The sequence below is a fragment of the Pseudomonas sp. P5_A2_2 genome (assembly GCF_054177685.1).
Window position 1 is genome coordinate 1 of sequence record NZ_JBGCUL010000045.1, and the last position, 15,354, is coordinate 15,354.

Consider the following 15,354-nt stretch of genomic DNA (forward strand, 5'->3'; position numbering starts at 1 on the left):
CATGTCCTTCTTGCGATCGACGATGCGCACGAAACCGTCCGGATCGATCACCGCAATGTCACCGGACTTGAACCAGCCCTCGGCATCCAGCACTTCGGCCGTGGCATCGGGTTTCTGCCAGTAGCCCTTCATGATCTGCGGGCCTTTGATGCACAACTCGCCGCGTTCGCCCAAAGGTTGCTCGACGCCGTCATCACTGATGACTTTCAGCGTGGTGCCCGGCACCGGCATGCCGACCRTGCCGATCCGCGATTGATCGCCGTAGGGGTTGGTGCAGGCCACCGGCGAAGTTTCGGTCAGGCCGTAACCTTCGGTAATGCGGCATCCCGTCAGTTGCTCCCAACGCTCGGCAGTGGCCTTGACCAGCGCAGTACCGCCGGAGTTGGTGAGCTTGAGGCTGGAGAAGTCCAGGGTCTTGAAGTCCGGGTGGTCCATCAGCGCGACGAACAACGTGTTGAGCCCCAGCAACGCCGAGAACCGCCAGTTCTTCAGCTCCTTGATGAAGCCGGCGATGTCACGCGGATTGGTGATCAGCACGTTGTGGTTGCCCGTCACCATCATGCACATGCAGTTCGCTGTGAAGGCATAGATGTGGTACAGCGGCAGCGGYGCGATCATCACCTCCTGGCCTTCGCGCAGCAGCGGCTGACCGTCGCTGGCCGACTGGCTGAGGCAGGCCCGTGCCTGTTGCATGTTCGCCACCAGGTTACCGTGGGTCAGCATCGCGCCCTTGGCCAGGCCGGTGGTGCCACCGGTGTATTGCAGCACGGCGATGTCGTCAAGGCCGACGCTCAGCGGCTTGATACCCAGGCCACGGCCCATGTGCAACGCACTCTTGAAAGAAATGGCCTGGGGCAAGGAATAGTCCGGGACCATTTTCTTGACCTTGCTGACCATGGTGTTGACCAGCCACCCCTTGGCGGTGGGCATCAGGTCGCCCATCTTCGCTTCGATCAGGTACTGGATATCGGTGTCGGGGAGCACTTCCTGGACTTTCTGGCCGAACATGTTCAGGTACACCAGCGCCCGGGCGCCGGAATCCTTGAACTGGTGACGCATTTCCCGCGCGGTGTACAGCGGGTTGGTGTTGACCACGATCAACCCGGCGCGCAAGGCACCGAACACGGCAATCGGGTAATGCAGGACGTTGGGCATCTGCACCGCGATGCGGTCACCCGGCACCAGATCGGTGTGGGCTTGCAGGTAGCCGGCGAAGGCAGCGCTCTGGCGTTCCAGTTCGGCGTAGGTCAGGGTCACGCCCATGTTGCTGAACGCCGGGCGGTCAGCAAACTTCTTGCAGGAACGCTCGAACACCTCGATCACCGACTTGTAGGTTCCCAGATCGATATCCAGGGGCACGCCGGCCGGGCGTTTGTCATTCCAGAAATCAGGTTGCATTGTTGTTGTCCTCTTTACCTGAATCTATCCGGGGCCACTTTTCTGTCATTTTTCAAAAAAAATGCAAAAAGCGGAGCTTCACGGACACTAGCAGTTATGACGTAGCAGGCAAATATGCCCCCAGCCGTCATTGACCGTATGAATCTTTCTGCCGTGGCGTAGGCTGATCAGACGCCCAGCCAAGGATGCGCTATAAACTGCAACGAGCTGTTTGCGACCAGGCAGCCTCATGCAAAGGAACCGCCATGATCCATGACACTTTCTGGCTGACCACGAGCGACCACAGCCGCCTCTTCGTCAACCAGTGGCTACCCGACGGCAGCCTCAAGGCAATGATTCTGCTGGCCCACGGCATGGCCGAACACAGCGGTCGCTACGGCCCCCTGGCGGAAAAACTCTGTGAACAGGGCTATGGCGTGTGCGCGCCGGACCTGCGTGGACATGGCAAAACTGCCGAAAACGGGACCCTCGGGCATTTCGCCGATGATGATGGCTGGTGCAAGGTCGTCAGCGACCTGGCCTGCCTCAACCAGCACATCGGCCAGCAGCACCCTGGCGTACCTATCATGCTGCTCGGCCATAGCATGGGCAGTTACATCACCCAGGCCTATCTGCTGCACCACAGTGCCAGCCTGCACGGGGCAATCCTCAGCGGCTCGAACTTCCAGCCCGTGGCGCTTTATCGCGCGGCACGGCAAATCGCCCGTCTCGAACGCCTGCGCCAGGGTCGCAAAGGACGCAGCGCATTGATCGAATGGCTGTCGTTCGGCTCCTTCAACAACAAATTCAAACCGGCACGCACGCCGTTCGACTGGCTCAGCCGTGATCCGGCGCAGGTCGATCTGTACGTCAACGACCCGCTCTGCGGTTTTCGCTGCACCAATCAACTGTGGATCGATTTGCTCGGCGGCTTGCAGCAAATCAGCAAAGCGTCCAATCTCGCCCAGATCGACCCGGGCCTGCCGCTGCTGGTGATTGGCGGCGAATGTGATCCGGTGAGCGAAGGCAAACGTCTCAAGGATCTGGCCGACGCGTTGCGGGCGGCCGGCAGCCAGCACCTGCAATTGACCGTTTACCCGCAGGCGCGGCACGAACTGTTCAATGAGAGCAACCGCGATGAAATCATCGCCGATGTTCTGAACTGGATCGCACAGGCCTTGAGCACTCCTCGGCCACACCGATCCGAATAGTTTTTTGTGGATTTTTTAATTCGTCACAGGAATCGAGACAGATGACCCAGGTTACCAACACCCCTTACGAAGCCCTCGAAGTCGGCCAGACCGCCAGTTACAGCAAGACCGTCGAAGAGCGCGACATCCAGTTGTTCGCCGCGATGTCCGGCGATCACAACCCGGTGCACCTGGATGCCGACTACGCCGCCAGCACCATGTTCAAGGAGCGCATCGCCCACGGCATGTTCAGCGGTGCGTTGATCAGCGCAGCGGTCGCCTGCGAACTGCCTGGACCGGGGACTATCTACCTCGGCCAGCAAATGAGCTTTCAGAAACCGGTGAAGATCGGCGACACCCTGACCGTGCGCCTGGAAATCCTCGAAAAACTGCCGAAATTTCGCGTACGCATTGCCACCCGCGTGTTCAACCAGCGCGATGAACTGGTGGTGGATGGCGAGGCGGAAATCCTCGCGCCACGCAAGCAACAGAGCGTGACCTTGACCACGCTGCCGGCGATCAGCATCGGCTAACCCTCTGTGGCGAGGGGCTTGTCGGAATGCCTGTATTTTCCAGACTGACTGAATCAAGACGATCGATCGATGAATCCTGAAAAGCTCGAACTGCTGATCACCCGCGAAATGCCCTTCGGCAAGTACAAGGGTCGAATCATTGCCGACTTGCCCGGCCCTTACCTGAACTGGTTCGCCCGGGAGGGCTTCCCTCACGGCGAGTTGGGTGGCCTGCTGGCCCTGATGCAGGAAATCGACCACAACGGTTTGTCGGACTTGCTCGAACCGCTGCGCGCCAAACACGGCAAACCGGCTCCGCGCCACTGAACACCTACCGAGTGCCCCATGCCCGACAACACCCGCCGCGCCCGTGATGAAGCCTTCTGGCAAACCTTTGCCGACCGCTACGATGTCGAACCCGGTCCGCTCAACCTGGAGAACGGTTACTTCGGGCGCATGTCGCGCACGGTGGTCGAGGAATACCAGCGCAACATCGAGCTGATCAACCGCAGCAATTCGGTCTATGTGCGCCAGCGCTTCGAACAGGGCGACAGCCTGAAGATCCGCGCGCAACTGGCCAGGTTGATCGGCGTACCCGCCGACAGCATCGCCCTGACCCGCAACGCGTCGGAAGGTTTGCAGTCGCTGATCCGCAATTACAACCGGCTCCAACCCGGCGATCAGGTACTGGTTTGCGATCTGGAATACGACACGGTCAAAGGCGCCATGCATTGGCTGGCGCGTAATCGTGGTGTCGAAGTGATCGAGATCGAACACGCACACCCGGCAACCTTCGACAGCCTGCTCAATACCTACCGCGAAACCTTCGCACGACACCCACGGCTGAAGCTGATGGCCCTGACCCACGTCACCCATCGCACGGGCCTGGTGATGCCGGTGCAGGCGATTGCAGTCGCGGCAAAGGAACACGGCATCGACGTCATCCTCGACGGTGCCCATGCCCTCGGCCAGCTCGAATTCGACCTGGCCGAGTTCGGTATCGCCTTCGCCGGCTACAACCTGCACAAGTGGATCGGCGCACCGCTGACGCTCGGCTTTATCTACATCGACCCCGAACGCCTGGCCGATATCGACCCGGACATGGGCGAAATGCATTTTCCACCCACTGACATTCGCGCCCGTACCTCGTACAGCACCCCGAACATCCCGGCGCTGCTGACCCTGCCGCTGGTGCTCGAAGAACATTGGGCGATGGGGGGTGCTGCGGCCAAGGGTTCTCGGCTCAACTACCTGCGCAACCTGTGGGTCCGCCCCGTGCGCGAACTACCGGGCATCGAAGTCCTGACCCCGGACGACCCGCGACTGTACTGCGGCATCACGTCCATGCGTTTCATCGCACAGACCGATCAGCAGGCGATGGTCGAGCGGCTGCTCAAGGACTACAACCTGTTCACCGTGGTACGCACTGGCGCGGCGTGCGGCCCGTGCATCCGCATCACTCCGGGGCTGACCACCACCGCCGAGCACATGACGCGGCTGACCACGGCGCTGGCGCAATTGTGCTGACCTGTAGGAGCGAGCCTGCTCGCGAAAAACTTCCAGGCACCGCTGGCTATCGGGTTCCCGCGTTATCGTTCACGACCATCGCGAGCGAGCTCGCTCCTACAGGTATTAATTGCCTCAACTTTTCGCGGGCAAAAAAAAACGGTGCACCGACCAAGTGCACCGTAAAGCCGTAGAACACACAACGAGGTGTAGGGTGAAGCGATCAGTCCAGCAGCGCCAAAGCCTCGGCGGTGCATTCCTGAATGCGGGCCCAGTCGCCGTTCTTGATCCACTCCGGATCGAGCATCCAGCTACCGCCCACGCACATGACGTTTTTCAACGCCATGTAGCTCTTGATATTGGCCGGGCCCACGCCGCCGGTCGGGCAGAATTTCACTTCGCCGAACGGGCCGCCCAAAGCCTTGATGGCCGCGACGCCGCCGCTGACTTCCGCCGGGAACAACTTGAAACGGCGGTAACCCAGACCGTAGCCTTCCATGATGCCCGAGGCATTGCTGATGCCCGGCAACAGTGGAATCGGGCTGGCGACGCTGGCTTCCAGCAGGTCACGAGTGATGCCCGGCGTGACGATGAACTGCGAGCCCGCCGCTTCCGCCGCCGCCAGCATGTGGCGATCGAGCACGGTGCCGGCACCGGTCACCAGCTCCGGACGCTGCTCACGCAGGATCTGGATGGCCTTGAGGCCGAATTGCGAACGCAGGGTCACTTCCAGAGCCGTCAGGCCACCAGCCGCGAGGGYGTCGGCCAACGGCAGAACGTCCTGCTCGCGGGCGATGGTGATCACCGGCAGGATCCGCGCTTTCGCGCAAATGCTGTCGATCAGGGCAACTTTGTCCGCCATGGAAACGGTCGGGGATGGGTTTGTCATAGCGGCTGTTCCTTGGCTCATGGGCACCAGTAAATCTCTAACGTGGGTTGCAGAAACGCGCGAATCGGCAGTGCGGCGACATCGTCACCGGCCAGTGCGGTACTCAGGGTGGTCAGCTTGGACTGACCGGAAATCGATAGAACCTTATGCCTGGCCGAGGCCAGCAGCGCCCGGCTCATGGTCAGGCGCTGATGCGGCACGGTCGGCGCCAGCATCGGCCAGCAGCGACGGACACCATCGGCCTGCAATGCCTCGGCAAGGTTCGGGCTGTTGGGGAACAGCGACGCGGTGTGGCCGTCATCGCCCATGCCGAGGATCAGCACGTCGATCACCGGCAACTCGGACAACAAACGGTCAGCCTGCTCCGCCGCCTGTTCAAGGTTGGCACTGGCGCTGTACAGGCTCAGGAACTGCGCCTTGGCCGCCGGGCCTTGCAGCAGGTAACGCTTGATCAGACCCGCGTTGCTGTCCGCATGCTCCACCGGCACCCAGCGCTCATCGGCCRGGCTGACGACCACGTTCGGCCAGTCCAGCGCCTGTTTGGCCAGGTGCTGAAAAAACGCCACCGGACTGCGGCCACCGGAAACCACCAGGGTCGCAGTGCCCCGGGCTTCGATCGCGTCGCTCAGTTTTTTCGCCACGTTCAGCGCCAGGCTTTCGGCCAGCAGCACCGGGCTCTTGAACGCATGGGCGCTGACGCCCTGCGGCAGTTTCAAATCAGATATCGCCATACCACGACCTCCCGTCCCGCGTGATCAGAGCAATCGAGCTCATCGGCCCCCAGGACCCGGCCGCGTACGGCTTGGGCGCATCACCGGATTTTTTCCACCCGGCGATCAACTGGTCACACCACTTCCACGCGGCTTCGATTTCATCTTTACGGACAAACAGGTTCTGATTGCCGCGCATCACTTCCAGCAACAACCGCTCGTAGGCATCGGGAATCCGTGCGCTGCTCCAGGTGTCGGAAAAATTCAGCTGCAATGGGCCGCTGCGCAGCTGCATGCCTTTGTCCAGGCCTTGATCTTTGGTCATCACGCGCAAGGAAATGCCTTCGTCCGGCTGCAGGCGGATAATCAGCTTGTTGCTGATTTGCAGGCGCTGCTCGGGAGCGAAAATGTAGTGCGACGGTTCCTTGAAGTGGATGACGATCTGCGACAGCTTCTGCGGCATGCGCTTGCCGGTACGCAGGTAAAACGGCACGCCGGCCCAGCGCCAGTTGCGGATGTCGGCACGCAGGGCGACAAAGGTTTCGGTATTGCTCTGGGTGTTGGAGTTGGGTTCTTCCAGGTACCCCGGTACCGCTTTGCCTTCGCTGTAGCCGGCGATGTACTGGCCGCGCACCACCTGGGTGGTCAGGCCTTCCGGGCTGATCGGCGCCAGGGCCTTGAGCACTTTGACTTTCTCGTCGCGGATGCTGTCGGCGGACAGGTCGGCCGGCGGGTCCATGGCGATCAGGCAGAGCAGTTGCAGCAGGTGGTTCTGGATCATGTCGCGCAGCTGGCCGGCCTTGTCGAAGTAACCCCAGCGGCCCTCGATGCCGACCTGCTCGGCCACGGTGATTTCCACATGGGAAATGTAATTCTGGTTCCACTGGGTTTCGAACAGGCTGTTGGCGAAACGCAGGGCGATCAGGTTCTGGACGGTTTCCTTGCCCAGATAATGGTCGATGCGGTAGGTGCGGTTCTCCGGGAAGAACTGCGCCACGGCGTCGTTGACCTTGCGCGAGGATTCCAGGTCCGAACCGATGGGCTTTTCCAGCACCACGCGGGTGTTTTCTGCCAGACCGACCTTGGCCAGGTTCTCGCAAATCGCGCCATACACGGCGGCAGGGGTCGCAAAGTAGGCGATGACCCGCTGCGAACTGCCGGCGGATTCGGCCAGGGCCACATAATCTTCGGTGTTGAGGAAGTCGACGTGCAGGTAGCTCAGGCGCGCCAGGAAACGCTCGAGCACGRCTTCGTCCAGCTCTTTGGCACCGACATAGCGGCGCAGCTCGGAGGTGATGAACGCCAGGTGTTCCTGCTCGCTGCCCGGTTCACGGGCCAGCGCGATGATGCGCGTGTCCTCGTGCAAGAGGCCTGCACCGTCGAGTTGATAAAGGGCGGGAAACAGCTTGCGCAAGGCCAGATCGCCAAGGGCGCCGAACAAGGCAAAGGTGCACGGTTCAACCGTAATCGAGAGCATGATGTTTGTTCTTTTATCAAGTTAAGCTACAAATACCTTTTTTTAAGGCATCACTCAAGGGAAAATGTAGTAATAACCACAACATTTTCGCAAAATACAGATTCCGAGTGGTGGTCGGTCGGAGCCATCAGTAGGATAGGCCACCGTGACGGGCCTCACCAAAGGCCCTTTTTGCATTAGCCGCGCGCCTATCGGCGCAGGCGTAAAGGATACTTATATGGACCGCGTGCGAAATTTACTGGAGCAAATCCAGAATCGCCTTGAAGAGCTGAACAAGGCCGAACGCAAAGTCGCCGAGGTAATCCTGCTCAACCCGCAGCAGGCCACCCGCTTCAGCATCGCCGCCCTCGCCCAGGCCGCCTCGGTCAGCGAACCGACGGTCAACCGTTTCTGCCGTTCGTTCGGCGTCAGCGGCTACCCCGAGCTCAAGCTGCAACTGGCCCAGAGCCTGGCCAGTGGCGCCGCCTATGTCAGCCGCGCGGTGGAAGCCGACGATAATCCGGAGGCCTACACCCAGAAGATCTTCGGCAGCGCCATTGCCTCGCTGGAYAGCGCCTGCCAGGCACTGGACCCGAACCTGATCAGCCGCGCCGTCGACCTGCTGATCCAGGCGCGGCAGATCCACTTCTTCGGCCTCGGCGCCTCGGCCCCGGTGGCACTGGATGCGCAGCACAAGTTCTTCCGTTTCAACCTTGCCGTCACGGCCCACGCGGATGTGCTGATGCAGCGCATGATTGCCTCGGTGGCCCATACCGGCGAGTTGTTCGTGATCATTTCCTACACCGGTCGCACCCGCGAACTGGTGGAAGTGGCGCGCATCGCCCGGGAAAACGGCGCCTCGGTGCTCGGCTTGACCGCGGAAAACTCGCCGCTGGCCAAGGCCAGCACCCTGAGCCTGAACATCCCGCTGCCGGAAGACACCGACATCTACATGCCGATGACTTCGCGGATCATCCAGTTGACCGTGCTGGACGTGCTCGCCACCGGCATGACCTTGCGCCGGGGCGTGGATTTCCAGCCGCATTTGCGCAAGATCAAGGAGAGTTTGAATGCGAGCCGGTATCCGGTGGGGGATGAGTTTAATTGATCCAGTATTTGTACTGACCGTCCTGGCCTCATCGCGAGCAAGCTCGCTCCCACAGGGGAATGCGTTCCAAATGTGGGAGCGAGCTTGCTCGCGATGGCGGCAGTCCAGACACAGCCTCCCTTGAACTAAGCCCCCACCCGCGCCTGCAAACTCAAATGCGCCCGCTCCCCAGGTGCAAGGCACAGGCTGTCGGTACCGCCGCTTGCGGCCTCTACGCAAACGAATTCGGATATCTCGTTCCAGGTCACGCCGAGCAATGGCCGCGAGCCGGGATGCCACACCACCGTGTCAGCCGTTTCACCCGTGTCGATACACAGCGCCCGCTGCCAGGCGTGGTCGTTGAGCTGCAATTCACCGTCATGCTGGAACACTCGCTGACAACCGCCATCCACGCGCAACTCGCCTTCCTGCTGACAGGCCTGCCGGCTCAACTGGTCATAACCCTGCGCGCCCTCGAGCCCAGACAGCGCTATCTCACTGACATCGCCAATACGCCAGTAAGCATGCAAAGCCTGGCTCAACTGGCACGGCATGTCGTCCTGATGCTCGGTGCTCAGGCGCAGCTCCATGCGTTCACCCAAGTGGGCGTGCAAGTCCACCTGCCAGTCGCACAACTTCAGCTGCCAGTGCAATCGCACGCCATCGTCGTCACTGTTGCTGTCGAGCAGCTTCCAGTCGAGCAAGCGCGCCCAGCCATGGGACGGCCAGGCATTTTCGCTCGGATGCCGGCCATACCACGGCCAACACACCGGCACGCCACCGCGAATGGCGCCAACCTGCGGCCACTTCGCCGCGCACCACAGCCAGGGTTTTTGCCCCTTGGGCTGGAAGTGCAACAACTGCGCGCCCTGACGACTGAACACCGCCTGACACAGCGGATGATCGATCACCAGCACATCGCGCATCTGATAGCGCTCCCACGCAAACACGGAGCGCTCGCGCAAGGATTTGAAGAAGCGTTGTAGCGGATGCTCAAGCATGTGCCACGGTCCTGAAAATCATCTGTCACCGGGGTGCGCGGCCCACAAAAAAAAGCGGACAGCCATGGCTGTCCGCAAATATGCGCACATGGAGAGAAGCTTATCGCAGACGCGTCAGAACACCGACTGAATTTTCAGGCCGGCCACCAGCGCGTTGTCGACTTCATCCACGCCACCGGGGTGCGTGACGTATTGCAGGTTGGGACGTACGGTCAGCCAGTTGGTCACGTGGAAGCCGTAGTTGATCTCGTAGTTGTATTCGGTTTCACGAATGGGCGAGAACAGCGGATTGTCGAAGTCCGACACACCGTTGGCCGCGTTGGTCAGCTCGGCGTTTTTCTTCACGTCATCGTTGACATGGATACGGGCGAAACCGATGCCCACGTCATCCTTCGGACGCGCGTCGAACGGGCCCTTGTACACGAACATCAGCGACTGGTAGTTGTCGACGACGTTAGTGTCCTTGTCGTGGAAGGTGGCGTTGGCCGCGATGTTCAGACCGCGAGAAGCGTCACCGTTGTGAGTGGTGAGTTGCTGCTGCGCGACGAACCAGTAGCCGTGCTTGCTATCGTGGACGCGAAAAGGCTTGCCCGTGGTCGCTGCGTCCTGGCCGTTGTCGTCCTTGAGAACGTCATCGGCAGGGGCAGTGCTTTTGTAGTAACCGATACGGTATTCGCCCGGCAGGCTGTTGACCTTCGGCGACCAGACCAGTTCGACCGGCAACACGGTGCCCGCAGTACCGCTGCCGCTGAGCTTGAAGCCGTTGCCGTGCTCCAGTTGCGACGGGTTCTGGTTGTACGCGCCAATCTGAGCGTAGAGCTCGTCATTGATGTTGTACTTCACGCGGATCGCCGCCTGGCTGACCGGCCAGTTGAACCAGACGTTGGTGGCCCAGTTACCCACCTGGGATCCGCAGAACGCCAGGTTCTGGAATTCGCACGGGAAGGTGTTGAAGTCTTCACCTTCACCGAAGTAACCGGCTTTGACGTCCAGTTTGTTGTCGAAGAACTGATGCTGAATCCACAACTGGGTCAGACGGACCATATGGCCACGACCGAAGACTTCCTGCGAGGAACTCAAGGTGCCGGCACGCGGATCGCCGATACGGTCGTTGGAGATGTTCTCACCGTTACGGTTGGTGAGCTGGATCTTGGCCTGGGTGTTATCCCAGCCGAACAACTTCTCCAGGTCCAGCGCCGCGCCCAGGCCAAACTGGTCGGCGTAGCGCGCGGTCTTGTCATCGTTGAAACCGCCATGGAGGTTGCCGCCGACTTCACCGACGTAATCCATCTTGATGTCGATGCCTTGCTCGATCAGCTTCGTACGCTCGCCACCCCAATCGCCCGTCATCCACTTGGAGTCGGAGCTGAACGCTTCATCGGCCATCGCATTGCCGGCCAGAACCAGTGCTGCCGCTGCTGAAACCTGGCAGATCAACCGGACCTTGTTCTTCATCTTCATCCCTACTTCCTCGTTTTATTGTTATTAACTTTTCTTCTTTAACGCGGTTACATCAGTTGCGACGGACAACAATCCATCCGCCACATGTCCCCCCTGTAGGAGCGAGCCTGCTCGCGAGAAACCTGAGAACACCGTGGGGTATCAGGTTTCCAGTGTCATCGTTGACGTCCATCGCGAGCAGGCTCGCTCCTACAGATTTGTTCTTCAGCGGCCTTTGAATCGGGCCACGTTATCAGCGTGCACCTCGGCTTTCGGCACACCGGCAACCCCCAGCCGCTCCCCACTCTTGGCATCGAACAACAGCACTTTCGCCGGATCGAATTGCAGGGTCAGCGTCTCGCCCACCGCCGGCGCCACGTCCGGTGCCAGGCGGCAGCAGACCTTGGTGTCGTTGAGGTTGACGAAGACCAGGGTGTCGGGACCGGTCGGTTCGGTGACCTGGACTTCGGCACGAATGGTCGGCAAGCCGTTCGCTTCGCCGTTGGCCAGAATGATCTGCTCAGGGCGCATGCCGAGGATCACTTCGCGGTCTTCGAGACCGGCGTCCTGCATGCCCAAAGGCAACTCGCAACGAGCCTGGCCGCTGTCGAGCAGCGCGACCAGACGACCGTCCTTGCGCTGCAGGCGCAGCGGGATGAAGTTCATCGGCGGCGAACCGATGAAGCTCGCCACGAACAGGTTGGCCGGGTTGTTGTAGATGTCTTTCGGCGTACCGAACTGCTGGATGATCCCGTCCTTCATCACCGCAACCTTGTCGCCCAGGGTCATGGCCTCGATCTGGTCGTGGGTCACGTAGACCGTGGTGGTTTTCAGGCGCTGGTGCATCAGTTTCATTTCGGTGCGCATCTCGACCCGCAGCTTGGCGTCGAGGTTGGACAGCGGCTCGTCGAACAGATAAATCTTCGGCCGCCGCGCCAGGGCGCGGCCCATCGCCACACGCTGCTGCTGGCCGCCGGAAAGCTGGCCGGGCTTGCGGCTGAGCAGGTGTTCGATCTGCAACAGCTTGGAAACCCGAGCGACTTCTTCGTCGATTTCGGCAGTGGGCATTTTGCGGATCTTCAGGCCGAAGGCGATGTTGTCGCGCACGCTCATGGTCGGGTACAGCGCGTAGGACTGGAACACCATGGCGATGTCGCGATCCTTGGGGCTCATGCCGCTGATATCGGCGTCGTCCACCAGGATCGCACCGCCGCTGATGGTTTCCAGACCGGCGATGCAGTTCATCAGCGTGGATTTACCACAGCCCGACGGGCCGACCAGGATCAGGAATTCCCCGTCATCGATTTTCAGTTCGATGTTTTTCAGGGTGTCCGGCAGGCCGGGCCCGTAGGTTTTGTTGACGTTGCGTAATTCGAGAGTTGCCATGTTCTACCCCYTGACCGCGCCGGACGTCAGCCCACGCAGGAAATACTTGCCAGCGAATATGTAGACCAGCAGTGTCGGCAGCCCGGCGATCATCGCGGCGGCCATATCAACGTTGTATTCCTTGGCCCCGGTGCTGGTGTTGACCAGGTTGTTCAGGGCCACGGTAATTGGCTGGGCATCGCCACTGGCGAAGACCACGCCGAACAGGAAGTCATTCCAGATCTGGGTGAACTGCCAGATCAGACAGACCATCACGATCGGGATCGACATCGGCAGCAGGATCTTCAGGAAGATCGTGAAGAAGCCCGCGCCATCGAGCCTTGCGGCCTTGACCAGCGCATCCGGAATGCTCACGTAGTAGTTACGGAAGAACAGCGTGGTGAACGCCAGGCCGTAGACCACATGCACCAGCACCAGGCCGGTGGTGGTGTTGGCCAGGCCGAACTTGCCGAGGGTGAACGAGGCTGGCAACAGCACGGTCTGGAACGGCAGGAAGCAGCCGAACAGCAACAGGCCGAAGAACAGCTGCGAACCACGGAAGCGCCACATCGACAGCACGTAGCCGTTCATGGCCCCGATGAAAGTCGAGATCAGCACTGCCGGCACGGTGATCTTCACCGAGTTCCAGAAGTAGCCGCCGACCACGTCCCAGGCCTTGATCCAGCCGATGCCGTCGATCACGGTCGGCCAGCTCAACAGGTTGCCGGTACGGATGTCTTCCGGGGATTTGAAACTGGTCAGCAGCATTACCACCAACGGGATCAGGTAGATCGCAGCGGCCAGCAACAACGTTGCGTAGATCGCGATGCGGCTGAAGCTGAGCGATGGTTTGCCGAGTTGATTAGTCATGGCGTTTGCCTCGCAGCTCGGAGTACAGGTACGGCACGAGGATGGTCAGCACGGCGCCGAGCATCAGCATGGCGCTGGCCGAACCGATGCCCATCTGGCCACGGCTGAAGGTGAAGGAATACATGAACATCGCCGGCAGGTCGGAGGAGTAACCCGGACCGCCCGCGGTCATCGCCGCGACCAGGTCGAAGCTCTTGATCGCGATGTGCGCCAGGATCATGAAGGCACTGAAGAACACCGGGCGCAGGCTCGGCAGGACGATTTTCAGGTAGATGGTCGGCAGGCTCGCACCATCGACCTGGGCGGCACGGATGATCGACTGATCGACACCGCGCAGGCCGGCCAGGAACATCGCCATGACAAACCCGGAGGCTTGCCACACGGCGGCGATCACCAGGCAGTAGACGACGCGATCCTGATCCACCAGCCAGTCGAGACGAAAGCCCTCCCAGCCCCAGTCACGCAGCATCTTGTCCAGGCCCAGGCCCGGGTTGAGCAGCCATTTCCACGCGGTACCGGTGACGATCATCGACAGCGCCATCGGGTACAGGTAGACGGTGCGGATGAAGCCTTCCTTGCGAATGCGCTGGTCCAGCAGCACGGCGAGGAACACGCCCAGCACCAGGCTGATGCCGATGAACATGCCACCGAACAGCGCGAGGTTCTTGCTCGCGACCCACCAGCGGTCGTTGTCCATCAGGCGCATGTATTGCTGCAGGCCGACCCACTTGTAGCTCGGCATGAAGCTGGAGTTGGTGAAGGACAGAATGAACGTCCAGATGATGTAACCGTAGAAGCCAACCAACACGATCAGCATGCTCGGCGCGAGTACCAACTTGGGTAGCCAGCGTTGCAGCGCATCGAACGGTGAGGCTTTGCTGAAAACCGCCACAGAGCTCATCGGGATAATCCAGGTGAAGAAGTGAAATCCGGACAGAGTTCCACCCTGTGGGAGCGAGCTTGCTCGCGATAGCGGTGTAATGTCAGTCAGCTATCGCGAGCAAGCTCGCTCCCACATTGGGACGGAGCTCTCTCTGGGGTTTGCCGCAGGACCTGCCTGCGTCGATCACGAATTACTGGGCCGCTTTGACAGCCGAGGCCAGTTGGGCGCTGGCCTTGGCCGGGTCAGCATCCTTGTCGTTCATGAAGTTGGTGACCACATCGAAGATCGCACCCTGCACGGCCAGGGAGGTGGCCATGTTGTGCGCCATGCTCGGTTGCAGGCCGCCGGTCTTGTCGTCCGCGATGAAGTCCTTCGCCGACTTCTGGGCGCACTCGTCGAAGCCGAGCTTGTCCATTTCGTTCAGCATGTCGTTACGCACCGGGATCGAACCCTTGTTCATGCTGAAGACTTTCTGGAAGTCGGTACCCAAAGCGACCTTGGCCAGGTCTTGCTGGGCAGCGATGTCGCCTTTGCGATCGGCCTTGAGCTTGAACACCGCCAGGGAGTCGATGTTGTAGGTGAAGGCTTTTTCAGTGCCCGGGAACGCTACGCACTGGTAGTCCTTGCCCGCGACTTTCTTCGCCGCAGTCCACTCGCTTTTCGCCCAGTCGCCCATCATCTGCATGCCGGCCTTGCCGTTGATGACGTCGGCGGCGGCGATGTTCCAGTCACGACCGGCGCGGTTCGGGTCCATGTAGGTGGTGATCTTTTTCAGCTCGGTGAAGGACTTGGTCATCTCCGGGCCGGACAGGGTTTTCTGGTCCAGGTCGACCAGGGCTTTTTTGTAGCCGTCAGCACCCATGACCGAGAGCACAATGTCTTCGAACACGGTGCTGTCCTGCCAAGGCTGACCGCCGTGGGCGAGTGCGATGAAGCCGGCGGCCTTGAGCTTGTCGCCGGCGGCATAGAATTCTTCGAGGGTCGTCGGGGCTTTTTCGATCCCGGCTTTCTTGAACACCTGCGGGTTGATCCACAGCCAGTTGACGCGGTGGATGTTCACCGGCACGG

At 60.7% G+C, this 15,354-nt stretch carries 15 protein-coding genes; 5 read left to right on the plus strand and 10 right to left on the minus strand.

What is annotated here, in order from left to right; all coding sequences use genetic code 11:
- On the minus strand, positions 1–1,398 hold a 1,398-nt coding region (locus ACXRVY_RS06525; RefSeq protein WP_458237135.1), incomplete at its 3' end, for an AMP-binding protein.
- A 245-nt stretch (positions 1,399–1,643) separates the two neighbouring features.
- Between ACXRVY_RS06525 and ACXRVY_RS06530 the strand changes: the two genes are divergently transcribed.
- The 4 genes from ACXRVY_RS06530 (at position 1,644) to ACXRVY_RS06545 (ending at position 4,606) form a co-directional block, all read left to right on the plus strand.
- Positions 1,644–2,588, plus strand: coding sequence for an alpha/beta hydrolase (locus ACXRVY_RS06530; RefSeq protein WP_223459425.1), 945 nt, complete (start codon positions 1,644–1,646; stop codon positions 2,586–2,588).
- 41 nt (positions 2,589–2,629) lie between these two features.
- A complete protein-coding gene (locus ACXRVY_RS06535; protein ID WP_218427152.1) occupies positions 2,630–3,100 on the plus strand; it encodes a MaoC family dehydratase in 471 nt (156 codons plus the stop codon).
- Between the two features lie 69 nt (positions 3,101–3,169).
- On the plus strand, positions 3,170–3,406 hold the full coding sequence (locus ACXRVY_RS06540; protein WP_003227425.1) for a DUF3820 family protein: 237 nt from the start codon (positions 3,170–3,172) through the stop codon (positions 3,404–3,406).
- An 18-nt stretch (positions 3,407–3,424) separates the two neighbouring features.
- Complete coding sequence (locus tag ACXRVY_RS06545) at positions 3,425–4,606, plus strand: aminotransferase class V-fold PLP-dependent enzyme (protein ID WP_223459426.1); 1,182 nt, start codon at positions 3,425–3,427, stop codon at positions 4,604–4,606.
- Positions 4,607–4,808: 202 nt separating this feature from the next.
- Here the strand turns inward: ACXRVY_RS06545 and ACXRVY_RS06550 are convergent, their stop codons facing one another.
- From ACXRVY_RS06550 to zwf, 3 genes are read right to left on the minus strand one after another with little or no spacing between them, the layout of a single operon-like run.
- Positions 4,809–5,474, minus strand: coding sequence for a bifunctional 4-hydroxy-2-oxoglutarate aldolase/2-dehydro-3-deoxy-phosphogluconate aldolase (locus ACXRVY_RS06550; protein WP_458237136.1), 666 nt, complete (start codon positions 5,472–5,474; stop codon positions 4,809–4,811).
- A 17-nt stretch (positions 5,475–5,491) separates the two neighbouring features.
- Positions 5,492–6,205: a 6-phosphogluconolactonase gene (gene pgl, locus ACXRVY_RS06555; RefSeq protein WP_458237137.1), complete on the minus strand. Its 714-nt coding sequence runs from the start codon at positions 6,203–6,205 to the stop codon at positions 5,492–5,494.
- Entirely contained in the window at positions 6,192–7,661 is a 1,470-nt protein-coding gene (gene zwf, locus ACXRVY_RS06560; protein WP_458237138.1) for a glucose-6-phosphate dehydrogenase, read from the minus strand. The genes pgl and zwf overlap by 14 nt, the downstream gene beginning before the upstream one ends.
- A gap of 226 nt (positions 7,662–7,887) precedes the next feature.
- Between zwf and ACXRVY_RS06565 the strand changes: the two genes are divergently transcribed.
- Entirely contained in the window at positions 7,888–8,748 is an 861-nt protein-coding gene (locus ACXRVY_RS06565) for a MurR/RpiR family transcriptional regulator (protein ID WP_170948639.1), read from the plus strand.
- A gap of 125 nt (positions 8,749–8,873) precedes the next feature.
- Here the strand turns inward: ACXRVY_RS06565 and ACXRVY_RS06570 are convergent, their stop codons facing one another.
- From ACXRVY_RS06570 to ACXRVY_RS06595, 6 genes are all read right to left on the minus strand, one after another.
- Positions 8,874–9,728 carry a D-hexose-6-phosphate mutarotase gene (locus ACXRVY_RS06570; protein ID WP_223459434.1) on the minus strand — a complete coding sequence of 285 codons (855 nt, stop codon included), beginning with the start codon at positions 9,726–9,728 and terminating at the stop codon, positions 8,874–8,876.
- A 114-nt stretch (positions 9,729–9,842) separates the two neighbouring features.
- Entirely contained in the window at positions 9,843–11,189 is a 1,347-nt protein-coding gene (locus ACXRVY_RS06575; protein ID WP_457266088.1) for a carbohydrate porin, read from the minus strand.
- Between the two features lie 204 nt (positions 11,190–11,393).
- Positions 11,394–12,554, minus strand: a complete 1,161-nt coding sequence (locus tag ACXRVY_RS06580; protein WP_223459438.1) for an ABC transporter ATP-binding protein — start codon at positions 12,552–12,554, stop codon at positions 11,394–11,396.
- A gap of 3 nt (positions 12,555–12,557) precedes the next feature.
- Entirely contained in the window at positions 12,558–13,403 is an 846-nt protein-coding gene (locus tag ACXRVY_RS06585) for a carbohydrate ABC transporter permease (protein ID WP_458237139.1), read from the minus strand.
- Positions 13,396–14,304 carry a carbohydrate ABC transporter permease gene (locus ACXRVY_RS06590; RefSeq protein ID WP_008032969.1) on the minus strand — a complete coding sequence of 303 codons (909 nt, stop codon included), beginning with the start codon at positions 14,302–14,304 and terminating at the stop codon, positions 13,396–13,398. The genes ACXRVY_RS06585 and ACXRVY_RS06590 overlap by 8 nt, the downstream gene beginning before the upstream one ends.
- Positions 14,305–14,476: 172 nt before the next feature.
- On the minus strand, positions 14,477–15,354 hold an 878-nt coding region (locus ACXRVY_RS06595), incomplete at its 5' end, for an ABC transporter substrate-binding protein (protein WP_458237140.1).

What these genes read in the sequence shown, in the direction of transcription:
- ACXRVY_RS06570 (WP_223459434.1), bottom strand. Translation starts at nt 9,728, where the DNA reads ATGCTTGAGCATCCGCTACAACGCTTCTTCAAATCCTTGCGCGAGCGC.
- ACXRVY_RS06575 (WP_457266088.1), bottom strand. Translation starts at nt 11,189, where the DNA reads ATGAAGATGAAGAACAAGGTCCGGTTGATCTGCCAGGTTTCAGCAGCG.
- ACXRVY_RS06530 (WP_223459425.1), top strand. Translation starts at nt 1,644, where the DNA reads ATGATCCATGACACTTTCTGGCTGACCACGAGCGACCACAGCCGCCTC.
- ACXRVY_RS06545 (WP_223459426.1), top strand. Translation starts at nt 3,425, where the DNA reads ATGCCCGACAACACCCGCCGCGCCCGTGATGAAGCCTTCTGGCAAACC.
- ACXRVY_RS06580 (WP_223459438.1), bottom strand. Translation starts at nt 12,554, where the DNA reads ATGGCAACTCTCGAATTACGCAACGTCAACAAAACCTACGGGCCCGGC.
- ACXRVY_RS06590 (WP_008032969.1), bottom strand. Translation starts at nt 14,304, where the DNA reads ATGAGCTCTGTGGCGGTTTTCAGCAAAGCCTCACCGTTCGATGCGCTG.
- ACXRVY_RS06535 (WP_218427152.1), top strand. Translation starts at nt 2,630, where the DNA reads ATGACCCAGGTTACCAACACCCCTTACGAAGCCCTCGAAGTCGGCCAG.
- ACXRVY_RS06540 (WP_003227425.1), top strand. Translation starts at nt 3,170, where the DNA reads ATGAATCCTGAAAAGCTCGAACTGCTGATCACCCGCGAAATGCCCTTC.